17 protein-coding genes and 1 other annotated feature are annotated in these 22033 nt (G+C 41.0%); of the genes, 15 read left to right on the plus strand and 2 right to left on the minus strand.

The annotated features are described in order from the left end of the window. The first annotated feature begins 141 nt into the window (after positions 1 to 141). The 4 genes from clpX (at position 142) to yihA (ending at position 6401) form a co-directional block, all read left to right on the plus strand. The gene (clpX, locus tag PH210_RS20075; RefSeq protein WP_223591105.1) at positions 142 to 1401 is read left to right on the plus strand and encodes an ATP-dependent protease ATP-binding subunit ClpX; all 1260 of its coding nucleotides are present in this window, start codon (positions 142 to 144) and stop codon (positions 1399 to 1401) included. Between the two features lie 226 nt (positions 1402 to 1627). Then, the gene (gene lonB / locus PH210_RS20080; RefSeq protein WP_289987957.1) at positions 1628 to 3295 is read left to right on the plus strand and encodes an ATP-dependent protease LonB; all 1668 of its coding nucleotides are present in this window, start codon (positions 1628 to 1630) and stop codon (positions 3293 to 3295) included. Between the two features lie 200 nt (positions 3296 to 3495). Continuing rightward, a complete protein-coding gene (lon, locus tag PH210_RS20085) occupies positions 3496 to 5823 on the plus strand; it encodes an endopeptidase La (protein WP_289987958.1) in 2328 nt (775 codons plus the stop codon). Continuing rightward, a complete protein-coding gene (yihA, locus tag PH210_RS20090; RefSeq protein WP_289987959.1) occupies positions 5820 to 6401 on the plus strand; it encodes a ribosome biogenesis GTP-binding protein YihA/YsxC in 582 nt (193 codons plus the stop codon). Before lon ends, yihA begins: the two co-directional genes overlap by 4 nt. Before the next feature lie 30 nt (positions 6402 to 6431). Here yihA and PH210_RS20095 read toward each other — a convergent pair whose 3' ends face one another. After that, the gene (locus PH210_RS20095) at positions 6432 to 6920 is read right to left on the minus strand and encodes a LiaF transmembrane domain-containing protein (protein ID WP_289987960.1); all 489 of its coding nucleotides are present in this window, start codon (positions 6918 to 6920) and stop codon (positions 6432 to 6434) included. 202 nt (positions 6921 to 7122) lie between these two features. Here PH210_RS20095 and hemA point away from each other — a divergent pair, with 202 nt between their 5' ends. From hemA to ysxE, 9 genes are all read left to right on the plus strand, one after another. Beyond that, on the plus strand, positions 7123 to 8466 hold the full coding sequence (gene hemA, locus PH210_RS20100; RefSeq protein ID WP_289987961.1) for a glutamyl-tRNA reductase: 1344 nt from the start codon (positions 7123 to 7125) through the stop codon (positions 8464 to 8466). Between the two features lie 14 nt (positions 8467 to 8480). Continuing rightward, positions 8481 to 9314: a cytochrome C assembly family protein gene (locus PH210_RS20105; protein WP_289987962.1), complete on the plus strand. Its 834-nt coding sequence runs from the start codon at positions 8481 to 8483 to the stop codon at positions 9312 to 9314. A gap of 9 nt (positions 9315 to 9323) precedes the next feature. After that, positions 9324 to 10262 carry a hydroxymethylbilane synthase gene (gene hemC / locus PH210_RS20110; RefSeq protein WP_289987963.1) on the plus strand — a complete coding sequence of 313 codons (939 nt, stop codon included), beginning with the start codon at positions 9324 to 9326 and terminating at the stop codon, positions 10260 to 10262. Next, positions 10256 to 11032, plus strand: coding sequence for a uroporphyrinogen-III synthase (locus tag PH210_RS20115; protein ID WP_289987964.1), 777 nt, complete (start codon positions 10256 to 10258; stop codon positions 11030 to 11032). Before hemC ends, PH210_RS20115 begins: the two co-directional genes overlap by 7 nt. Before the next feature lie 43 nt (positions 11033 to 11075). Next, the gene (gene hemB, locus PH210_RS20120) at positions 11076 to 12056 is read left to right on the plus strand and encodes a porphobilinogen synthase (RefSeq protein WP_289987965.1); all 981 of its coding nucleotides are present in this window, start codon (positions 11076 to 11078) and stop codon (positions 12054 to 12056) included. Between the two features lie 25 nt (positions 12057 to 12081). Beyond that, positions 12082 to 13368 carry a glutamate-1-semialdehyde 2,1-aminomutase gene (gene hemL / locus PH210_RS20125; protein ID WP_289987966.1) on the plus strand — a complete coding sequence of 429 codons (1287 nt, stop codon included), beginning with the start codon at positions 12082 to 12084 and terminating at the stop codon, positions 13366 to 13368. Between the two features lie 139 nt (positions 13369 to 13507). Then, positions 13508 to 14656: a serine hydrolase domain-containing protein gene (locus PH210_RS20130; protein WP_289987967.1), complete on the plus strand. Its 1149-nt coding sequence runs from the start codon at positions 13508 to 13510 to the stop codon at positions 14654 to 14656. A gap of 157 nt (positions 14657 to 14813) precedes the next feature. After that, positions 14814 to 15920 carry a stage VI sporulation protein D gene (gene spoVID / locus PH210_RS20135; protein WP_289987968.1) on the plus strand — a complete coding sequence of 369 codons (1107 nt, stop codon included), beginning with the start codon at positions 14814 to 14816 and terminating at the stop codon, positions 15918 to 15920. Between the two features lie 90 nt (positions 15921 to 16010). Next, entirely contained in the window at positions 16011 to 17045 is a 1035-nt protein-coding gene (gene ysxE / locus PH210_RS20140; protein ID WP_289987969.1) for a spore coat protein YsxE, read from the plus strand. A gap of 20 nt (positions 17046 to 17065) precedes the next feature. Here the strand turns inward: ysxE and PH210_RS29975 are convergent, their stop codons facing one another. Next, positions 17066 to 17257 carry a YszA family small membrane protein gene (locus tag PH210_RS29975; protein ID WP_223591134.1) on the minus strand — a complete coding sequence of 64 codons (192 nt, stop codon included), beginning with the start codon at positions 17255 to 17257 and terminating at the stop codon, positions 17066 to 17068. A 203-nt stretch (positions 17258 to 17460) separates the two neighbouring features. On the opposite strand from PH210_RS29975, the gene PH210_RS20145 reads away from it, so the two are divergent. After that, positions 17461 to 18780, plus strand: a complete 1320-nt coding sequence (locus PH210_RS20145) for an O-antigen ligase family protein (RefSeq protein ID WP_289987970.1) — start codon at positions 17461 to 17463, stop codon at positions 18778 to 18780. Positions 18781 to 18891: 111 nt separating this feature from the next. Further along, positions 18892 to 19126, plus strand: a binding site (T-box leader). Positions 19127 to 19334: 208 nt separating this feature from the next. After that, on the plus strand, positions 19335 to 21977 hold the full coding sequence (locus PH210_RS20150; RefSeq protein WP_289987971.1) for a valine--tRNA ligase: 2643 nt from the start codon (positions 19335 to 19337) through the stop codon (positions 21975 to 21977). Positions 21978 to 22033 lie beyond the last annotated feature (56 nt).

A 22033-nucleotide genomic window follows, 5' to 3' on the forward strand; every position in this document is an offset into this window, starting at 1 on the left:
AGCATTTTAGTTCCAGTCCATTGGCCAAATATGATACAATGCAGAATACATACCATTTTAGAAATAGTTTGAACTCGGCTTTTGTTTGGATGATCCACCAGCTTCAAAGAAGGAAATAACACGTTTCAAGGGGTGAAAGAGTTGTTTAAATTTAATGATGAAAAAGGACAATTAAAATGTTCATTCTGTGGAAAAACGCAGGATCAAGTCCGTAAACTAGTGGCAGGGCCGGGAGTTTATATATGTGACGAGTGCATCGAGCTTTGCACAGAAATTGTGGAAGAAGAGCTTGGAACTGAAGAAGAAGTAGAATTTAAAGATGTTCCAAAACCGAAGGAAATTTGTGAAATCCTTGATGAATATGTCATCGGCCAGGATCAAGCAAAGAAATCCTTGTCTGTTGCTGTTTACAACCACTATAAGCGCATCAATTCCAACAGCAAAATTGATGACGTCGAGCTTTCTAAGAGTAATATTGCTATGATCGGGCCAACAGGAAGCGGGAAAACTCTATTGGCACAAACATTGGCTCGTATCTTGAATGTGCCATTTGCGATCGCGGATGCTACTTCTCTTACAGAGGCAGGCTATGTCGGTGAAGATGTTGAAAATATTTTATTAAAATTAATTCAAGCTGCCGATTATGATGTAGAAAAAGCGGAAAAAGGCATTATCTATATCGATGAAATTGATAAAATTGCCCGCAAATCCGAAAATCCATCGATTACACGCGATGTTTCCGGTGAAGGTGTACAGCAGGCATTATTAAAAATTCTTGAAGGTACGGTGGCAAGTGTTCCTCCTCAAGGCGGAAGAAAACACCCGCATCAAGAATTCATCCAAATTGACACCACCAATATTCTATTTATCTGCGGTGGAGCGTTTGATGGAATTGAACCGATTATTAAGCGCCGTTTAGGACAAAAAGTAATTGGTTTTGGTGCTGATCCAAAGCAAGCAGAGATTACTTCCAAAGAGCTGCTTTCAAAGGTACTGCCTGAAGACTTGCTGCGATTCGGCTTAATCCCTGAATTTATTGGCCGTCTTCCAGTTATCGCCAGCCTAGAACAGTTGGACGAAGCGGCATTAATTGAAATTTTAACAAAGCCAAAAAATGCGCTAGTAAAACAATATCAAAAAATGCTGGAAATTGATGATGTTGAACTTGAATTTGAAGAAGGCGCATTAACGGAAATCGCGAAGAAAGCGATTGAACGCAAAACGGGTGCCCGTGGATTACGTTCAATCATTGAAGGAATCATGCTTGATGTCATGTTTGACCTTCCTTCCCGCGATGATATTACAAAGTGTATCATTACGAAAGAAACAGTCATCAACAACAGCGTTCCGAAGCTTGTTTTAGAAGACGGGACAGTAGTTGTTGAAGAAAAATCAGCATAATATAGTAGGGCCTGGCATTTGCCAGGTTCTTTTTTTTTTTTTTACAAAAATTGTTAAAATAGACAAAACACCCCCGAAAATAGACAATACACCCCAAAAAATAGACAAACCCATCCCAACACAAATTCCCAGCATATCAGTTTCTTGCATTTTGTGGTTTATTCCACCTCTCGGCAGGAGATACTTATTAATATCTATAGAAGTACAAAGTGCTGGAGGGAAAAAAATGAGTTGGACGGGGATTGCTTTATTTATACAGCTGTTTTTTGGAATCATAATCGGGTTATACTTTTGGAATCTGCTAAGAAATCAGCGGACTCAAAAGGTCTCCATCGATCGGGAATCCCGGAAAGAAATGGAACAGCTTAGAAAAATGAGATCGATATCATTAACAGAACCATTATCTGAAAAGGTACGTCCTACAAGCTTCGAAGATATTGTCGGCCAAGAGGATGGAATAAAATCTTTGAAAGCAGCGTTATGTGGACCGAATCCGCAGCATGTCATTATTTATGGACCACCTGGAGTCGGAAAAACAGCCGCCGCACGCCTCGTATTGGAGGAGGCTAAGAAAAACACAAAATCACCTTTTAAAAAAGAATCCGTTTTTATTGAACTGGATGCTACAACAGCGCGATTTGATGAGCGGGGGATTGCTGACCCGTTAATTGGATCTGTCCACGACCCGATTTATCAAGGGGCTGGTGCAATGGGACAGGCTGGGATACCGCAGCCTAAACAAGGGGCTGTAACGAACGCTCATGGCGGGGTCCTCTTTATTGATGAAATTGGTGAACTTCATCCAATTCAGATGAACAAGCTGTTAAAAGTATTAGAGGATCGTAAGGTTTTCCTTGAGAGTGCCTATTATCATGAGGAAAATAACCAAATTCCAACCCATATCCATGATATTTTTAAAAATGGCCTTCCTGCCGATTTCCGCCTCATCGGGGCAACGACGAGAACACCAAGTGAAATTCCCCCGGCGATTCGTTCCCGCTGTATGGAGGTATTCTTCCGTGACTTAAACCAGGAAGAAATTGTGACAGTAGCCAAAAAAGCAGCAGATAAGGTGAATATGGAAATAAACGATACGGGTGTGAATACACTTTCTACATATGCCCGTAATGGCCGTGAAACGGTCAATATGATTCAAATCGCAGCGGGACTTGCGATTACGGAAGACCGCAATTTTATTAAAGATGAAGATATCGAATGGGTGATTCATTCCAGTCAAATGACTCCGAGAATGGAACGAAAAATCAATGATATTTCCCATGTTGGTCTTGTCAATGGACTAGCTGTATATGGACCGAATTCCGGTGCGCTTCTCGAAATTGAAGTGACCGTCATTCCGGCAAAAGAAAAAGGAACCATTAATATTACAGGAATCGTCGAGGAAGAAAGCATTGGCGGACAGGGTAAATCGATACGCCGCAAAAGTATGGCGCGGGGCTCGATTGAAAATGTTATTACCGTTCTCCGCTCCATGGGTGTCCCGGCAAATGACTACGATATCCATGTGAATTTCCCAGGCGGTGTTCCGATTGACGGACCATCAGCAGGAATCGCCATGGCGACAGGGATTTATTCGGCGATTTATAAGATTCCTATCGACAACACCGTAGCGATGACAGGCGAAATTAGTATTCATGGAAATGTAAAACCGATTGGCGGCGTATATCCAAAGGTGAAGGCAGCCAAGAAAGCCGGTGCGAAAACGGTTATTATACCGGAAGAAAATATGCAAACGATTCTAAATGAAATCGATGGAATTCAAATCGTTCCAGTTAATCATTTACATGAGGTATTTGAAATTGCCTTGAAAAATGATTATCGGAAAAATATCGCTATCCCCGCTTCCATTGAACTATCTAAAAAAGAGTCGATTTAACTAAAAACTTCGGTTTGACCTAAAAAGCAAACCGGAGTTTTTTTGTGAGAATGTTGGGGAAAATAATTATATTGCTAAAGAGATACCCAGCCTAACCCTAAAAATAGACACGTAAAACCAAATAAGATAGAATTGTACAACAAAGACTATTCTGCATTTGCAGTAGTAAAAAAGGATTATGCATGTGGAGGTGCTGTATTATGGCGAAAAATAATGAATTGCTCGTCCCCCTCCTGCCGCTTCGGGGATTGCTAGTTTATCCGACCATGGTGCTTCATTTAGATGTCGGCCGTGAAAGATCAGTGCAGGCCCTTGAAAAAGCAATGGTAGATGACCATTTAATTTTTTTAACCACTCAAAGGGATGTCTCGATCGATGAGCCTTCTGAAGAGGATTTATACAAGGTTGGAACCTTAACAAAAGTTAAACAAATGCTTAAATTGCCAAATGGAACAATCCGTGTATTGGTGGAAGGACTAAGCAGAGCGGAAATTGTTACTTTTTATGATGAAGAAGATTACTTTTCTGTTACCATCACCACCTTCGATGACCCAGAAACGAAAGATGTGGAAGACCAAGCCTTGATGCGGACGATGCTTGATTATTTCGAGCAATACATAAAATTATCCAAAAAAATCTCTGCTGAAACCTATGCGTCTGTCGCAGATATTGAAGAACCTGGGAGAATGGCTGATATCATCGCTTCCCATTTGCCGATCAAGCTGAAGGAAAAACAGGAAATTCTTGAAACGATTGACGTTAAACAGAGAATGAACATGGTCATTGACACGATTCATAATGAAAAAGAAGTGCTAAATCTCGAAAAGAAGATTGGCCAGCGTGTCAAACGTTCCATGGAAAGAACGCAAAAGGAATATTATTTGCGTGAACAGATGAAGGCGATCCAAAAAGAATTAGGCGATAAGGAAGGCAAAACAGGTGAAATTGCCGAGCTTACCAAAAAAATCGAGCAAGCAGGAATGCCTGAACATGTCCATCAAGCAGCGCTTAAGGAATTAGACCGCTATGAAAAGGTGCCTACAAGCTCAGCAGAAAGTGCAGTCATCCGCAATTATATTGAATGGCTGATTTCCATTCCATGGTCAAAAAAGACAGAGGATGACATTGATATCCTTCGTGCCGAAAAAATCCTTAATCAGGACCATTACGGCCTTGAAAAAGTGAAGGAACGTGTGCTGGAATATTTAGCAGTTCAAAAGCTGACTAACTCCTTAAAAGGACCAATTCTATGTCTTGCCGGACCTCCAGGGGTTGGGAAAACAAGCTTGGCCCGTTCAATCGCCACATCGCTCAATCGTAATTTCGTCCGCGTATCGCTTGGCGGCGTACGTGATGAATCCGAAATTCGCGGTCATCGCAGGACGTATGTCGGGGCGATGCCAGGCCGGATTATTCAAGGGATGAAGAAAGCGGGCACGATAAACCCAGTCTTTTTATTAGATGAAATCGATAAAATGTCGAGTGATTTCCGCGGCGACCCATCTGCAGCACTGTTGGAGGTCCTTGACCCGGAGCAAAACCATAATTTCAGCGACCATTATATAGAAGAAACGTACGATTTATCGAAGGTCATGTTCATCGCAACGGCAAACAACCTGTCAACCATCCCGGGACCATTATTAGACCGAATGGAAATTATCACAATTGCCGGCTACACTGAAATTGAAAAGGTCCATATTACCAGGGATCATTTGCTGCCTAAGCAAATTAAGGAAAATGGCCTTTCAAAAAGCACTTTACAGGTTCGTGATGATGCCATTTTAAAAGTGGTTCGCTATTATACACGCGAAGCAGGTGTCAGAAGCCTGGAGCGCCAAATGGCGACCCTTTGCCGAAAAACGGCTAAAATCATAGTTTCTGGTGAAAAGAAGCGCGTTGTTATTACAGATAAAAATGTAGAAGAGTTTTTAGGAAAGCCACGATTCCGGTACGGCCAGGCGGAAACAGAAGACCAGGTTGGAGTGGCAACAGGCTTAGCATACACTACCGTGGGCGGCGATACTTTACAGATAGAAGTTTCTTTAGCACCGGGTAAAGGAAAGCTAGTTCTCACGGGTAAACTTGGCGATGTCATGAAGGAATCAGCACAGGCGGCCTTTAGTTATATTCGCTCTAAAGCGAAGGAACTGGGTATTGATGAGAATTTTCATGAAAAATATGATATTCATATTCACGTACCGGAAGGAGCTGTGCCAAAGGATGGACCATCTGCAGGAATTACGATGGCAACCGCACTAGTATCGGCGTTAACAGGGAGACCGATCCGCCGAGAAGTCGGCATGACCGGTGAAATTACCTTACGCGGCAGAGTACTTCCGATTGGCGGCTTAAAAGAAAAAACACTTAGTGCTCATCGAGCTGGCCTGACAAAGGTCATCCTTCCGAAGGATAATGAAAAAGATATCGATGACATTCCCGAAAGTGTGCGAAATGAATTAGAGTTTGTTCCAGTAACACATGTAGATGAAGTATTGAAGCATGCTCTATTGGAAGGCGGAGCAGAATGAAAGTAGTAAGTTCAGATATAGTCATTAGTGCAGTTAAACCCGAGCAGTATCCGGAAACGGATTTGCCGGAATTTGCACTGGCCGGCCGTTCGAATGTCGGCAAATCTTCTTTTATCAATAAAATGTTGAATCGAAAGGGCTTGGCGAGGATTTCCTCCAAGCCTGGGAAGACTCAGACATTAAACTTTTTCCTCATCAATGAAATTCTTCATTTTGTTGATGTCCCGGGATATGGGTATGCAAAGGTGTCCAAGACGGAGCGGGCAGCCTGGGGGAAGATGATTGAAACCTATTTTACGACCCGCGAACAATTAAGGGCTTGTGTATTAATCGTTGACCTGCGCCATCCGCCAACAACTGACGACGTCATGATGTATGATTTTTTAAAGCATTATGAAATTCCTTGCGTTGTTATTGCCACTAAAGCGGACAAAATCCCAAGAGGAAAGTGGCAGAAGCACCTAAAAGTGACACGTGAGGCGTTAGATCTTGACCCTAATGACCAAATCGTCCTGTTCTCCTCGGAAACCGGGGAAGGAAAGGATAAAGCGTGGGCAATATTACAAAGCTATATGTAAACAAAAACCGCCAGGCATAAAGCCAGGCGGTTATTTTTTCTTTTTTAGTAAAAAATAAATACCAACAACGATTAAGAGAGCAGGCCAAAATTTCCAAACCAAGCTCATACCGTTTTGTAACAAGCCAAGATATCCCGCAATTTTATCATAAAAAAGCAGCAACACTGCTAAAATGAGAAAGAGGAATGCTTGAAATAATCCTGTGTTGGTTTTTTGAAAACGGAGAAAGAATCCGATTGAAATAATTAAAATTAACATACCGATTGTATTTGTTGGCCAAATCGAAACGTGGCCGGCAAGATGAAAGTGAAGGCCAAATCCTGTCATGATAACACCGGGAAGGATGGCTTCCTGGTCATTAGCCTTAAACGCTTGGCCGAGGAACGCTATTCCTACAATAATGAGTAACGTCGGCCAGGTGAAAAATTGTTGAAAGAGAGTAATCCCCGCTTGCTGTAATAAAAAGTAGGCTCCAAAACCAATTAAAATAATTCCAGGGAAAATACGCTGGTTTTTCATAGATATACACCACTTCCAGTAAGGTTCACTTGAATATCATCGATTTTTTTGATACTGTACATAGGGAAGTAATTTTGCCCATATAATTTTCTATGTTACCACATAGTTTCATTTAATGTTCACATTTTCGAGCGAATGTAAAAAATGCTCGTGATATAATCAATCTAGTTATTCATGTTATTAATGGGGGTGTTCTTAACAAATGCATATATTAGTTGTCGGTCTAAACTATAAAACTGCCCCTGTCGAAATCCGTGAGCGGTTAACCTTTAGTGAAACTGATCTTGTGGATGCCATAAAAAAATTAAGTACCAAGAAAAGCATCCTTGAAAATATCATCTTGTCTACCTGTAATCGTACCGAAATTTACGCGGTCGTCGATCAATTACATACAGGCCGCTATTATATTAAAGAATTTCTAGCTGAATGGTTTGGAATGGAACAAGCAGAATTTTCACCGTTCCTCTTCATTAATGAAGACGATGGTGCGGTCGATCACTTATTTAATGTAACCTGTGGACTTAATTCAATGGTCTTAGGTGAAACACAAATTCTAGGACAGGTACGTACAAGCTTTATGCTTGCTCAGGAAGAAGAAACGACAGGTTCTGTGTTTAACCACTTGTTTAAACAAGCAATTACTCTTGCCAAACGTGCTCATTCTGAAACAGAGATTGGTGCCAATGCGGTTTCTGTCAGCTATGCAGCAGTTGAACTGGCGAAGAAAATTTTCGGTTCTCTTGCCAATAAGCATGTGTTGATTTACGGCGCTGGAAAAATGGGCGAATTAGCGGCACAAAACCTGCACGGCAACGGCGTCAAAAAAGTAACGGTCATAAACCGGACGTTTGATAAAGCAAAAGTGTTAGCCGGCCGATTCAGCGGCGAGGCAAGAACAATTTCTGAATTGGAGAAATCGCTGGTCGAAGCAGATATTCTAATCAGTTCAACCGGTGCAAAGGATTTTGTCATTTCCAAAGCCATGATGGCAAAGGTAGAAAAAATGCGAAAGGGCAAGCCGTTATTTATGGTGGACATTGCCGTACCGCGTGACTTAGATCCAGCCATTGCCGAACTCGAAAACGTCTTTTTATATGACATTGATGATTTAGAGGGAATTGTTGAGGCTAATCTGCAAGAGCGCAAAAAAGCGGCTGAAAAAATCATGCTCATGATTGAAAAGGAAATCGTCGACTTCAAGCAATGGCTTGGGATGCTTGGTGTGGTTCCTGTCATTTCAGCTCTTCGCGAAAAAGCCCTTGCGATCCAGGCTGAAACCATGGAAAGTTTGGAAAGAAAACTTCCTAATTTATCAGATCGTGATATCAAGGTGTTAAATAAACACACTAAGAGTATTATTAACCAAATGTTAAAGGATCCAATTTTACAAGCAAAAGAATTGGCTGCTAAACCTAATGCCGAACAGGCAATGGACTTATTTATGAAAATATTTAATATTGAAGAGCTTGTTCACGATCAACATGCGAAAGCAGCCGAAACCAATAAAATATCGGTTACAGAAGCACAGGCTTCCTTTCAGTCATAAGGGGGCCCCCTGTTATGTCTGATGTCTTTATGACGAGGCTTCATGAGTTTACCGTTGTTCTGTATGCCTTCTGTGTGTTGTTATATTTTTTCGACTTCATTCACCATAACCGGAAGGCAAACCGAACTGCTTTCTGGTTACTTGCATTTGTATGGGTTTTACAAACGGTGTTTCTATTTTTCTATATGAATAAGACAGGTAGATTCCCAGTACTCACGATCTTTGAGGGACTCTACTTTTATTCTTGGGTATTAGTAACATTGTCAATTGTTATAAATCATTTACTACGAGTCGATTTTATTGTTTTTTTTACAAATATATTGGGCTTTACTGTCATGGCAATTCATACCTTTGCTCCCATGCAATATCATTCGAACATTATGGCAAAACAGCTTGTTTCTGAACTTTTATTAATTCATATTACAATGGCGATACTGTCATATGGGGCTTTTTCCTTATCGTTTGTTTTTTCATTGCTATACCTGATCCAATACGATCTATTAAAACGAAAAAAATGGGGAACACGGCTTATTCGGCTCGCAGATTTAGAGAAGCTAGAAAGATTATCCTACATATTAGCGGTTATTGGTGTTCCCATGCTCCTCTTGGCTCTCATATTGGGCTTACAATGGGCATTTCTAAAGGTTCCCGGGATGCCTTGGTATGATATGAAAATTATTGGATCTTTTCTATTATTAACGGCCTATAGCGTTTTTTTATATTTGCGGATCGCGAAGAATCTATCAGGGAAACAATTAGCCCTTTGGAATACAGCATCTTTTTTAATTGTATTAATTAACTTTTTCTTATTTGGTCGATTATCATCTTTTCATTTATGGTACTCATAGGAGGCAGTCATGCGAAAAATAATTGTAGGCTCTAGACGCAGCAAGTTAGCTTTAACACAGACAAATTGGGTGATTGAACAGCTTAAGAAATTAGATCCCCGCTTCGAATTCGAAGTAAAAGAAATCGTCACAAAAGGTGATAAAATATTAGATGTCACCCTTTCCAAGGTAGGCGGAAAAGGGTTGTTCGTAAAGGAAATTGAGCAAGCCATGCTCGATAAAGAGATTGATATGGCCGTGCATAGTATGAAAGACATGCCGGCTGTCCTTCCAGAGGGACTGACTATTGGCTGCGTGCCGTTTCGTGAGGACCACCGTGATGCCCTTATTTCTAGAGACCATGTTAAGTTAAAGGATTTGAAGCCAGGTGCCATTATTGGTACGAGCAGCCTGCGCCGCAGTGCCCAGCTGTTAGCGCAGCGTCCGGATTTAGAGATTAAGTGGATCCGCGGAAATGTCGATACAAGATTAGAAAAATTAAAGAGTGAAGAATACGATGCCATCATTTTAGCCGCAGCAGGGTTATCCCGCCTCGGCTGGGCAAGCGACGTCGTGACTGAATTTATTGATGCCGACATTTGTATTCCTGCAGTAGGCCAAGGAGCATTATCAATCGAATGCCGCGAAGATGACAAAGAGCTTCATGAGCTGTTTGAAAAATTCACCTGCAAGAAAACGGAAAGAGCTGTTCGCGCTGAGCGTGCCTTCCTGCAAAAAATGGAGGGCGGCTGCCAGGTGCCGATTGCCGGGTTTGCCCGTATCGATGAAAACGATGAAATCGTCCTTAATGTTTTAGTTGGTTCTCCTGAAGGTCAAGAGATCTTTAAAGAAGAAATTCGCGGACAAAATCCGGAAGAGCTTGGTGTTCAAGCTGCGGATTTATTAACTCAAAAAGGAGCCAAGGACCTGATTGATCGAGTGAAACGTGAGCTCGAAGGTCAATGCTAAACTCCCTGCCACTCCTTGATAAAAAAGTTCTTGTTCCAAGAGGAAAAGATCAAGCAAAATCTTTTTCGCAGCTTGTTGAAAGCTATGGAGGGATTCCCATTGAAATCCCTCTTATTGCTTTTCGGCCGATAGCATCAAATGAGCGCCTTCAAGACTGTTTGAAGGCTCTTGGTACATATGATTGGATTGTTTTTACGAGTAATATTACGGTGGAAACCTTTTTTACTTTTTTAGACGATAGTGTGGGGGCTTTGCCAAGGGTTGCCGTCATAGGTAAAAAGACGGAAGAAGTTTTGAAGGACAAAGGGGTTCAAGCTGAGTTTGTTCCTTCGGTGTATGTTGCCGAAGAATTTGTGGAGGAGTTTTTACCGATTCTAAAGAGCGGTTCAAAGGTACTAATTCCAAAAGGCAATCTTGCCCGTGAATATATCGCCTCTGCTTTAACGGAGGCTGGTGCCCAGGTTGACGAGGTCATCATCTATGAAACGTATCTGCCTGAGGAAAGCCGATTAAAAGTACGTGGAATGCTGGCTGATGGAGAGATTGATATTTTAACCTTTACAAGTCCATCAACGGTGGATCATTTCATGGAAGTAGTAAAGGATTACGGTTTGCATGAGCAGATGTCTAGCTGCATCATCAGCTGCATCGGGCCTGTCACCGAGAAAAAATTACATGAATATGGCCTTGCGGTCCATGCTTCACCAAAGGAGTATACCGTGAAAGACATGATCAAAAGCACGATAGATTTTTTAGAAAAACATCGTTAAAATCGGATTCGCAAATAAAGCTCTATTTTGGGAGGAAATTACTATGGATCTTCAATTTAAACGCCACCGCCGCCTGCGTTCAAGCGCAAGCATGCGTGCACTTGTTAGAGAAAACCACCTGAAAGCGGAAGATTTCATTTATCCGCTGTTTATTTATGAAGGAGAAAACATCCGCAATGAAGTTTCTTCTATGCCAGGGGTATTCCAAGTATCAATGGACAATCTTCAAGCGGAAATGGAAGATATCGTTGCCCACGGAATTAAGTCCGTATTGCTATTCGGTATCCCAAAAACGAAGGATGCCTGCGGAGAGCAAGCCTACCATGATCATGGCATTATCCAGGTTGCAACCCGCTATATAAAAGAAAAGTTCCCGGAAGTCATCGTTGTCGCTGATACATGCTTGTGTGAATACACCAGCCACGGCCACTGCGGCGTCGTAGAAGGGGAGAAAGTCCTTAACGATGAATCACTTGAATTGCTTGTAAAAACAGCTGTAGCCCAAGCTGAAGCAGGAGCAGATATCATTGCCCCGTCTAACATGATGGACGGCTTTGTAGCAGCAATCCGCGCCGGTTTAGATGAAGCTGGATTTCAAGAGATTCCAATCATGTCATATGCCGTAAAATATGCTTCCGCATTCTACGGACCATTCCGTGAAGCGGCAGAAGGTGCTCCACAGTTTGGAGACCGCAAGACCTATCAAATGGACCCGGCAAACCGATTGGAAGCTTTTAGAGAAGCAGAATCCGATGTAGCGGAAGGCGCAGATTTCTTAATCATTAAGCCAGGTATGCCTTACCTAGATATCGTTCGTGATATGAAAAATACCTTTAATTTACCTGTTGTCGTATACAATGTCAGCGGTGAATATTCCATGATCAAAGCGGCTGCTTTAAACGGCTGGATTGACGAGAAAAAGACTGTTCTTGAAATGCTTATTGGCATGAAGCGTGCCGGTGCGGATCTAATCATTACCTATGCCGCAAAAGATGCGATTCGCTGGTTAAAGGAAGAAGAATAATCCATTTTTGAAAAGAGGGAAAAAGATGCGTTCATATACAAAATCGATTGAAGCATTTAAAGAAGCCCAAAAACTTATGCCTGGCGGTGTCAACAGCCCGGTCCGCGCCTTTAAATCAGTCAATATGGATCCGATTTTCATGGAGCGGGGCAAAGGCTCTAAAATTTATGATATTGATGGCAATGAATATATTGATTACGTTCTTTCCTGGGGTCCGCTTATCCTCGGCCACACCAACGACCGAGTGGTGGAAGGACTTAAAAAAGTAGCTGAATTAGGTACAAGCTATGGTGCTCCAACCTTAATGGAAAACGAACTGGCGAAACTTGTGGTTGAACGTGTACCTTCAATCGAAGTGGTTCGCATGGTTTCATCTGGAACGGAAGCAACGATGAGTGCGCTTCGTTTAGCCCGCGGCTACACTGGACGCAACAAAATTTTGAAATTCGAAGGCTGTTATCATGGCCATGGTGATTCATTATTAATTAAAGCTGGTTCTGGTGTAGCAACGCTCGGATTGCCAGACAGCCCAGGGGTGCCTGAAGGCGTTGCCTCCAATACCATTACTGTCGCTTATAACGATCTTGAAGGTGTACAATATGCGTTTGAACAATTCGGCGAGGATATCGCTTGTATCATCGTTGAGCCAGTTGCCGGTAATATGGGACTTGTTCCGCCGCTCCCAGGCTTCTTAGAAGGTCTTCGTGAGATTACTTCGGCGAACGGTTCATTACTTATTTTTGATGAAGTCATGACTGGATTCCGTGTAGGCTATAACTGTGCGCAAGGTTATTTCAACATTACTCCGGATATTACTTGTTTAGGTAAAGTAATCGGCGGCGGCCTTCCTGTTGGAGCATACGGCGGCAGAGCGGAGATTATGGAACGCATTGCCCCATCTGGTCCGATTTACCAAGCAGGAACTTTGTCGGGTAACCCGCTTGCCATGACTGCTGGCTTTGAAACGTTAAGCCAATTAACTCCAGAGCATTATGACGAGTTTATCCGCAATGGAGACCTCCTGGAAAAAGGCTTTAAGGCAGCGGCTGAAAAATATGACATTCCAATTTCATTCAACCGCGCTGGTTCGATGATTGGTTTCTTCTTTACAAATGAAGCGGTTATCAATTATGAAAAAGCAAAAACTTCTAACTTAGAATTCTTTGCAGCGTATTATCGTGAAATGGCAGATCAGGGCATCTTCCTTCCGCCATCACAATTTGAAGGATTGTTCTTATCAACAGAGCACTCTGATGAAGATATCAAAAAGACGATTCAGGCAGCAGAAGTTGCTTTTTCAAAACTGAAATAAACATAAAAGGGACACTCTTATCATATTTGATAAGAGTGTTTTATTTTAAAAAACTATTAATTTTGGACATATTTTTGCAACATTCTTTTGATAAACTAAGACAGTTGTAATAGATGATCAGGGGGCAGGGTGCGGAAATGTGAAGAGAAAAGGTCTGGCTTTACTGATGCTAATGTTCGTGGTTTTGATTAATACGACTGGTTGTGAAATGCAGTTTCTTCAAAACAGCAATGCGATGATAAAAAAGCCTGACCAAAAACAGGTTAGTAAAAAGAGTAATCTGGTAAACACGAACCTAAAGGATAAAGAAAGTACTTATGAGGACAAAGAACAACTTCAAAAGAATATTAGAGAGCTTTTGTTTTCAAAAAATGTTAGCGGCAGCGTACTAGTAGCTAAAGATAATCAAGTTATTTTTAGTGAGGGGATAGGTTATGCCAATAAAGAGAAAAAATTATTAAATGATGCTTCCACTACTTATCCTATTGGTTCGATTTCCAAATTATTTTTAGCTACCAGCATTATGAGGCTCCAGGAGGAGAAGAAATTAAATATTGAGGACCCTGTCTTGAAATATATCCCAAACTTTCCAAATGGTTCTAAAATAAAACTCTATCATCTCATGACACACACTTCCGGAATCCAAGCACTTCACTGGCATAAGGGAGATGTTACACCCCTGAATCTGATTCAAGAAATTGAGAAAGGTCCTATAAAATTTCAACCTGGGACCAAATGGGATTATCTAGATGCTAATTATATTGTCCTTGGATATATTTTAGAAAAGGTGACTGGTACGTCTTTGCACGATTTTATCCAAAAAAACATCCTGGATCAAGTTCCAATGTTGCACACGGGTTTTATGACTCATGAACATCCTGCCCCATTTACTTCAATTGGGTATATAATGAAAAATGGAGAAGTCGAACCTGTGAAATTCATGAATGTCTATCATTTATTTGCCTGTGGAGATATATACTCGACACCATATGACATGTCTTTATTTGATCGTGCCTTATTAAACGGAAAACTTGTTTCAAAAAGCAGCGTAGAACAAATGCTTACCCCTGGATATAACAGGAAATATGGCCTGGGGCTTTACTATAATAAATCAGCTGCTTACAGTTTAGGCGTGGTAGGCGGATGGTATACGATGCATGCCTATTTTAACGATCAAACTTCTGTAGTCGTCTTTTTAAATGAAAAGGACAAAATAACGCAGATTGACTCTGTAGTTTTTCAAATTTATCAAATGGTGAAGGATTATTCCGAACAACAGAAAAAATAAAATCGTCCTTCATTAAATGTCTAAACACACTCGTCTGAAGAAGACTGGTGTGTTTTTATTCTTTAAAGATGCTTTTTAATCATAAATAAAAGAGATGCCTCATAGAGTGAAAGTGACATAGTGATTTTGCGTGAAGGAAACGAAAGGAGGAGTCGCTTTGTCCCAGGAGAATCAATCGTGTCTGCGATTTTCCTTGGAGGAGTCTCTGTGGTTTAGAAAAGGACAGGAAGTCGAAGAGCTTATCTCCATTTCTCTAGACCCGGACATCACCATCCAGGAAAACGATCAGTACGTAACCATAAGAGGTTCGCTGGAACTCACCGGCGAATATAAAAGTTACGAAGAAAGCCAAGTAAGCGAAGAAGAAGGGTTTGCCTCTCAAAAATTTGTCGAGCGAGTGGCAGAACGCGAAGGGGAAGAAACCTGTGAATTTTCACATCGATTCCCTGTCGATATCACCATTCCGAACAATCGGATTCAAAGTATTTATGATATTGATGTCCTTGTTGAATCATTTGACTACTCCCTCCCAGAGCGCAGCTGCCTTAAGCTTTCAGCTGAGCTGACTATCAGCGGCCTTTACGGAACTGAGCAGCAGGAGGAGGAGGAAATTGAAGCAGCAGAGCCTGAATTTGAAGTACTTCACCGCTCCGAAACCGAAGAGGATGAAGTAGAATCCATCCAGGCTGCGTACCAAAGCAATTATCAAGACAGTTTCTTATTTGAAACAGAAGCAAGGAAACCGCTTGAAGAAGAAAGTGTTGACGCTTTACCAAAATTCCCAACCTTCAATTATCAGCCGCAGCAAAACTTCTATCAAGAAGAGGAAGAAGAAAACTATCAGCCTGCCTGGAGCTTCCAAGAAGCAAGAGGCGGCGAGAAAAAGGCGGTTGTAGAAGAAGAGAAAGTTGTCGCTGAAAAAGAGCCAGTTCAAAAAGTGGAAGTCAAAGAAGAAGAGGAAGAAGTTTCAGCAGAAGAAGAAAGCTCCTCTTCATCAGATAATATCATCCATAAGTTAAAGAAAAAGATGCCGATTAAAAAGAAAAGCATGACATTGACAGAATTTTTTGCCCGGAAGGACGAGGGAGCAGAACAAGCGAGATTAAAGATGTGCATCGTTCAAAAAGGGGATACCGTAGACAGCTTGGCAGAACGCTACGATGTGTCCATCAGCAATCTCCTCCGCGTCAACCAGTTAGAACTGAATCAAGATGTTTATGAAGGCCAGGTATTATACATCCCGGCAACATTAGCTAAAAAATAATTTTTTCAAAAGAAGTTGAGCGGGTTTTCTAGCCTGCTCACCTTCATTTATCTGTGCTTCTGTTTTTCGAAGAAAGAGAGATGAGTTCTTATGAGTGACTCAAGCAGAGTAGAAGAAATGTCGCCTATTTTACAAAACTACCTTATAGAGCCTTATTTTGTTGAGGATTTTGGACCTGTTCATAAAGTCTACTCCAACAAAGGCACCTTCGCACTAAAAAAAATTGCCCCTTCAATCGGAACCGATTTCATTCGTCACGTTCATCTTCTTTATCAAAAAGGCTATAATCGCATCGTCCCGATCTATCCGACGATGGATGGGAGGTATGCTGTCCTCCACGATAATAACCTTTATTATCTAATGCCATGGATGCCAGATGATTACCGAGAAGATCGTCAGCAGAAGAATCACCAGCTTTTCCGTGAACTGGCCAGACTCCATACTCTTTCTGCGAAAGAAATCACGATAAGCAAGGAAGAACGAACTGAACATTATGAAAAGACGATTCAACAATACGAAAAACATCAGGAATTCCTCGAGGGGTTCGTAGATGAATGCGAAAAGAAGACCTATATGTCGCCATTCGAATTGCTGTATTGCCTGTATTACAATGAAATAAACCAGGCACTTAGATTTTCGAAAACAAAATTTGAAGAATGGTATGAGGGGACAAAAGAAACCGATAAGGCCCGAATGGTGATTACCCATGGGAAATTTTCATCTGAACATTTTCTATACGATGAACGTGGCTACGGCTATTTTATGAACTTTGAAAATGCCCGCTATGGTTCGCCGATTCATGATCTTCTGCCTTATTTATCCCGCGCCTTAAATACCAGCCCGAAGCGCAGCGATGATGTGATCGATTGGATTTATCATTATTATAAATATTTTCCGTTTAAAGCAGATGAAAAATTGTTATTCTATAGCTATTTGGCGTATCCAACACCAATTATTCAAATGGCTGAAAAATATTACCGAAAGCAGCGGCCAAAGAACGAGTTGAAATTTGTCCGAAAGCTGCAGCAGCGATACTGGCATTTGAAAAACTCGGAGTATGTTGTGATGAGAATGTCGGAGATCGAAGCCCAGCAAAAAGCAAAAGAAGGAGCCCAGCAGCAGTGAAAAACTGCATTATGGGCTCCTTAAACTACGTCAAAATAGATGGAAATCGCAATCGCGATAAAAACCGCTAATAATAAAACGTCAAAGACTGTAGGCAGTATCAGCGTTCGTATAAATTGAAATATCACAAAAGGGACAATAAATTGTCCGCATATTCTCCGGCACGTTCTAAACCAGGGTTGGTATTTGATTTTGTTGAAATTTCCTTTCACCTGGTAAACCTCCCCTTACTTTTATGACATTTATTTTATGTATATTCCAAACCCACTGCGTATTCCCCTAAAATAAATCAATTTCATGAAAAATTCAGATTGAATAGTTTATTAGGAAATGGAATAATTAAGAGTAAATGATTTACCAGTTATATAGGAATATTTTTTCAGAGACTTTTGACATAAGGGAGTAATTATTATAAATGTATTGGTTTATCGTTTTGTTTCCGTTAATGATTTATCCGTGGGGAATTGACCCGTATTACACCACCACAAAGACCAATTACTTGTATCTTTTTGTGGTCGCTGCCTGGCTGTTTATTATTTTTAAACGAAAACATCATACTTTATTACCAGGGAAAGATGAATCAAAGGCCATCTATATATTATTAGCTTTCTTATCATTAGTGGAGCTTTCAACTGCTTTTTCTAATTATACATATAGTTCGGTTTATGGCTCAATCGATCGGAAGGAAGGACTTATTACCTTCTTTTCTTATGGCAGTGTTTTCCTTTTTTCATATAAGTTAGTAGACTTAAAGAAAGTAAATAAAGTTTTTCCTGGCATAGCCATCGTCTCAATGATCGTTTCTGTGTATGGAATACTGCAGCATTATTCTTTAGATTTTTTGCCGAGAAACAGCGCAATGCGCGGTTATACTGGAACTTATACCTTTTTTGATAATCCTAACTTTTTTGGATCGTATCTTGTGTTGATTTTGCTAGTCTCGATGATGATGTACTTAACGGAAAAAAATAAAAAGTTATTATCGTTATATTTTATTGCTTCAAATTTAGGCTTTATTACTCTTATTTTTTCGAGTACCAGAAGCGGTTATGTCGGCGTTTTCTGCGGAACTGTATTTCTTTCCCTATTTGTTGTTCTAAAAAGAAAATACCTTTGGAAAAAATGGGCTTTCCTATTAATCACATTAGGACTAATGCTCTTAGTGATTAATATTTCAGAAAATGACCAATACTTTAACCGAATTAATTCAGTGGTTACGGATACCTATAGTGTTGCTTCCAATCAAAGTACCGGCCATGAAGGTTCATCCCGCTTTTTTATTTGGGAAAAATCGCTGCCGCTTGTTCCAAAGTATTTTTGGGTTGGTTCTGGTCCTGACACATTTGAATTTGTTTTTAAAGCCTCTCCCAAGGAACTGCAAGAATTTTTTGGCGATCCAAACATAACAGTTGATAAGGCGCATAACGAATATTTGCAGATTGCCATTACATTAGGAACACCGGCACTTTTGACGTACTTACTTTTCATCTTTGTCATTTTTAGGAGAGCATTCAAAGCGGTTAGACAAGCAGAGGGGAATGAAAAACTAATTCTATATGGCCTAATTGCGACGATTATTGGATATCTTGTACAAGCATTTTTTAATATTAGTACCGTTCCAGTTGCTCCGATTTTTTGGGCTATCCTAGGCATCACCATGGCCAAATCGGAATTTATTCTTAAAAATGCGAAAGCAGTACACCAATTTGAAGAAGTAACTGAAAAAAGTGCATAATAAATACAATCAATTTCGTCGGCTGCACATAAAGTATAAATAATAAAAAAATCGGCAATCATGATTGACGTGAAACCCTTTTTTTCGGTAGTATTACTATATAATTTAAATAGCTTAGCAAAGACAGGGAAGAGTACGATGCCAGCCTGCTTCAAGAGAGGGAAATCATTAGCTGAAAGATTTCTTAAGTGGAACATCCGAAGGTCGCCCAAGAGCTTCTTCTGCGAAAAGGTCAAGTGACCCGAGTAGTTGAAGACGGATGAAATCCGTTATCCAGTTAAGTGCCAATCATTGAATGTGATTGGAAAAAAGGTGGTACCGCGAAGCAACTCCATTCGTCCTTTTATGACGAATGGGGTTTTTTGTATTTAAGGTAAAGGGGCGGAGCGCCGCAACAATTTATCGCCAGATCTAATCATAGTGAAAAGTAATGATTTACCACTCCAGAAAGGGATAGTATAGCTTTGCTCACACCGCCTTTATTTAAATAATTGGTGTTTTGCATATATTAATTCTCTTCTTTGGATAGGTTGATTAAAAGGAGGACGTTTCAAATGGAAACAAAAGAATTAACAATGCCAACCAAGTACGACCCGCAAACGATTGAAAAAGGCCGTTATGACTGGTGGTTACAAGGAAAGTTTTTTGAAGCATTAAATGATGAAGGCAAACAGCCATATACGATTGTAATCCCGCCGCCAAACGTTACAGGCAGACTTCACTTAGGTCATGCGTGGGATACAACTTTACAGGATATCATTACACGTATGAAAAGAATGCAGGGCTATGACGTTCTTTGGCTGCCTGGTATGGACCACGCCGGGATTGCGACCCAGGCAAAGGTAGAAGAAAAGCTTCGCGGTGAAGGCAGAAGCCGTTATGATTTAGGAAGAGAAAAATTTGTGGAAGAAACGTGGAAATGGAAAGAAGAATATGCTTCCCATATCCGCCAGCAGTGGGCAAAACTTGGCCTAGGCCTTGATTACTCACGTGAACGCTTCACTCTTGATGAAGGCTTATCTGCAGCAGTTCGTGAAGTATTTGTTACCCTATATAACAAAGGACTCATTTACCGCGGCGAATATATTATTAACTGGGATCCGTCCACGAAAACGGCTTTATCTGATATTGAAGTTATTTACAAAGATGTTCAAGGTGCTTTCTACCACATGAAATATCCGTTGGCAGATGGTTCCGGACATATTGAAGTGGCGACAACTCGTCCTGAAACAATGCTTGGTGATACAGCGGTTGCCGTTCATCCTGAAGACGAGCGCTACAAGCATTTAATCGGTAAAACTGTTATTCTGCCAATCGTTGGCCGTGAAATTCCAATCGTAGGCGATGATTATGTCGATATGGAATTCGGTTCTGGGGCAGTAAAAATTACCCCAGCCCATGACCCGAATGACTTTGAACTTGGCAACCGTCACAATCTTGAACGTGTCCTTGTGATGAACGAAGACGGCTCCATGAACGAAAAGGCTGGTAAATATCAAGGCTTAGACCGCTTTGAATGCCGGAAGCAAATTGTTAAAGACCTTCAAGAACAAGGTGTTTTGTTCAAAATCGAAGATCACCTGCATTCCGTTGGCCACTCTGAACGAAGCGGTGCGGTTGTTGAGCCATATCTTTCAACCCAGTGGTTTGTTAAAATGCAGCCGCTTGCCGATGAAGCGATTGCTCTTCAGAGCAAAGAAAACAAAGTAAATTTCGTTCCGGATCGTTTTGAAAAAACATACCTGCACTGGATGGAAAATATCCGTGACTGGTGTATTTCAAGACAGCTTTGGTGGGGTCACCGTATCCCGGCATGGTATCACAAAGAGACTGGCGAAGTTTATGTAGGCCACGAAGCGCCAGCTGACAGTGAAAAATGGGAGCAGGATAAAGACGTATTAGACACTTGGTTCAGTTCTGCACTTTGGCCATTCTCGACAATGGGCTGGCCTGATACGGAAGCGGCTGATTTCAAACGTTTCTTCCCAACAGATGTTTTAGTAACCGGTTATGATATCATTTTCTTCTGGGTATCCAGAATGATTTTCCAAAGCATCGAATTTACTGGCGAGCGTCCATTTAAAGATGTTCTCATTCACGGTCTCGTTCGTGACGAGCAAGGCCGAAAAATGAGTAAATCTTTAGGTAACGGCGTTGACCCAATGGATGTTATCGATAAATATGGTGCAGATTCTTTACGTTACTTCTTATCAACTGGAACTTCTCCGGGGCAGGATTTACGTTATAGCACTGAAAAAGTTGAAGCGACCTGGAACTTTGCCAATAAAATTTGGAATGCTTCCCGCTTTGCGTTAATGAATATGGACGGCATGACTTATGAGGAAATTGATTTCAGCGGTGAAAAATCAGTCGCAGACAAGTGGATTTTAACCCGTCTAAATGAAACAATTGAACATGTAACAAAACTATCAGAGCGATATGAATTCGGTGAAGTGGGCCGTGCCCTTTACAACTTTATCTGGGATGATTTCTGTGATTGGTATATCGAAATGGCGAAGCTTCCACTATATGGTGAGGATGAAGCAGCTAAGAAAACGACTCGTTCGATTCTTGCCTATGTATTAGACAATACAATGCGTTTATTACATCCATTCATGCCGTTTATCACCGAGGAAATTTGGCAAAACCTTCCTCACGCTGGAGAATCGATTACAACAGCAAAATGGCCTGAGGTGAAGCCTGAGCTTTCTGATGACGAAGCAGCCGGAGAAATGAAGCTGTTAATGGAAATGATCCGCTCAGTACGGAATATTCGTGCCGAAGTAAATACACCATTAAGCAAGAAAATTAAAATGCTTGTTAAAGCAAAAGATGAGAAGATTTTACAATCCATCGAAAAGAACCGCAGCTATATTGAACGCTTCTGTAATCCGGAAGAATTAACAATGGGCACTGAGGTTCAATCTCCGGAAAAAGCGATGACAGCGGTTATTACAGGGCTTGAAATTATCTTGCCGCTTAAAGGCTTAATTAATATCGATGAAGAAATTGCTCGTCTGCAAAAAGAATACGAAAGACTGAACAAAGAAGTAGAACGTGTTCAGAAGAAATTAAGTAATGAAGGCTTTATCAAAAAAGCTCCGGAAAGTGTAATTGCTGAAGAACGTGCCAAGGAAAATGATTATCTTGAAAAGAGAAGCATTGTTGAAGCGCGTATTAAAGAATTAAAAGGTTAAACAATAAAGAGACGAATCCAAGTTGGATTCGTCTCGCCTTTATTACAAGACTAAAT

The organism is Paenibacillus sp. BSR1-1 (genome assembly GCF_030403775.1).
Taxonomy (GTDB): domain Bacteria; phylum Bacillota; class Bacilli; order Bacillales; family Cytobacillaceae; genus Neobacillus.

Excerpts from the sequence above, each read along its gene's own strand:
- hemA (WP_289987961.1), top strand. The coding sequence starts at position 7,123 with ATGCATATATTAGTTGTCGGTCTAAACTATAAAACTGCCCCTGTCGAA.
- hemC (WP_289987963.1), top strand. The coding sequence starts at position 9,324 with ATGCGAAAAATAATTGTAGGCTCTAGACGCAGCAAGTTAGCTTTAACA.
- yihA (WP_289987959.1), top strand. The coding sequence starts at position 5,820 with ATGAAAGTAGTAAGTTCAGATATAGTCATTAGTGCAGTTAAACCCGAG.
- lonB (WP_289987957.1), top strand. The coding sequence starts at position 1,628 with ATGAGTTGGACGGGGATTGCTTTATTTATACAGCTGTTTTTTGGAATC.
- hemL (WP_289987966.1), top strand. The coding sequence starts at position 12,082 with ATGCGTTCATATACAAAATCGATTGAAGCATTTAAAGAAGCCCAAAAA.
- PH210_RS20095 (WP_289987960.1), bottom strand. The coding sequence starts at position 6,920 with ATGAAAAACCAGCGTATTTTCCCTGGAATTATTTTAATTGGTTTTGGA.
- ysxE (WP_289987969.1), top strand. The coding sequence starts at position 16,011 with ATGAGTGACTCAAGCAGAGTAGAAGAAATGTCGCCTATTTTACAAAAC.
- PH210_RS20105 (WP_289987962.1), top strand. The coding sequence starts at position 8,481 with ATGTCTGATGTCTTTATGACGAGGCTTCATGAGTTTACCGTTGTTCTG.
- PH210_RS20115 (WP_289987964.1), top strand. The coding sequence starts at position 10,256 with ATGCTAAACTCCCTGCCACTCCTTGATAAAAAAGTTCTTGTTCCAAGA.
- PH210_RS20145 (WP_289987970.1), top strand. The coding sequence starts at position 17,461 with ATGTATTGGTTTATCGTTTTGTTTCCGTTAATGATTTATCCGTGGGGA.
- hemB (WP_289987965.1), top strand. The coding sequence starts at position 11,076 with ATGGATCTTCAATTTAAACGCCACCGCCGCCTGCGTTCAAGCGCAAGC.
- lon (WP_289987958.1), top strand. The coding sequence starts at position 3,496 with ATGGCGAAAAATAATGAATTGCTCGTCCCCCTCCTGCCGCTTCGGGGA.
- PH210_RS20150 (WP_289987971.1), top strand. The coding sequence starts at position 19,335 with ATGGAAACAAAAGAATTAACAATGCCAACCAAGTACGACCCGCAAACG.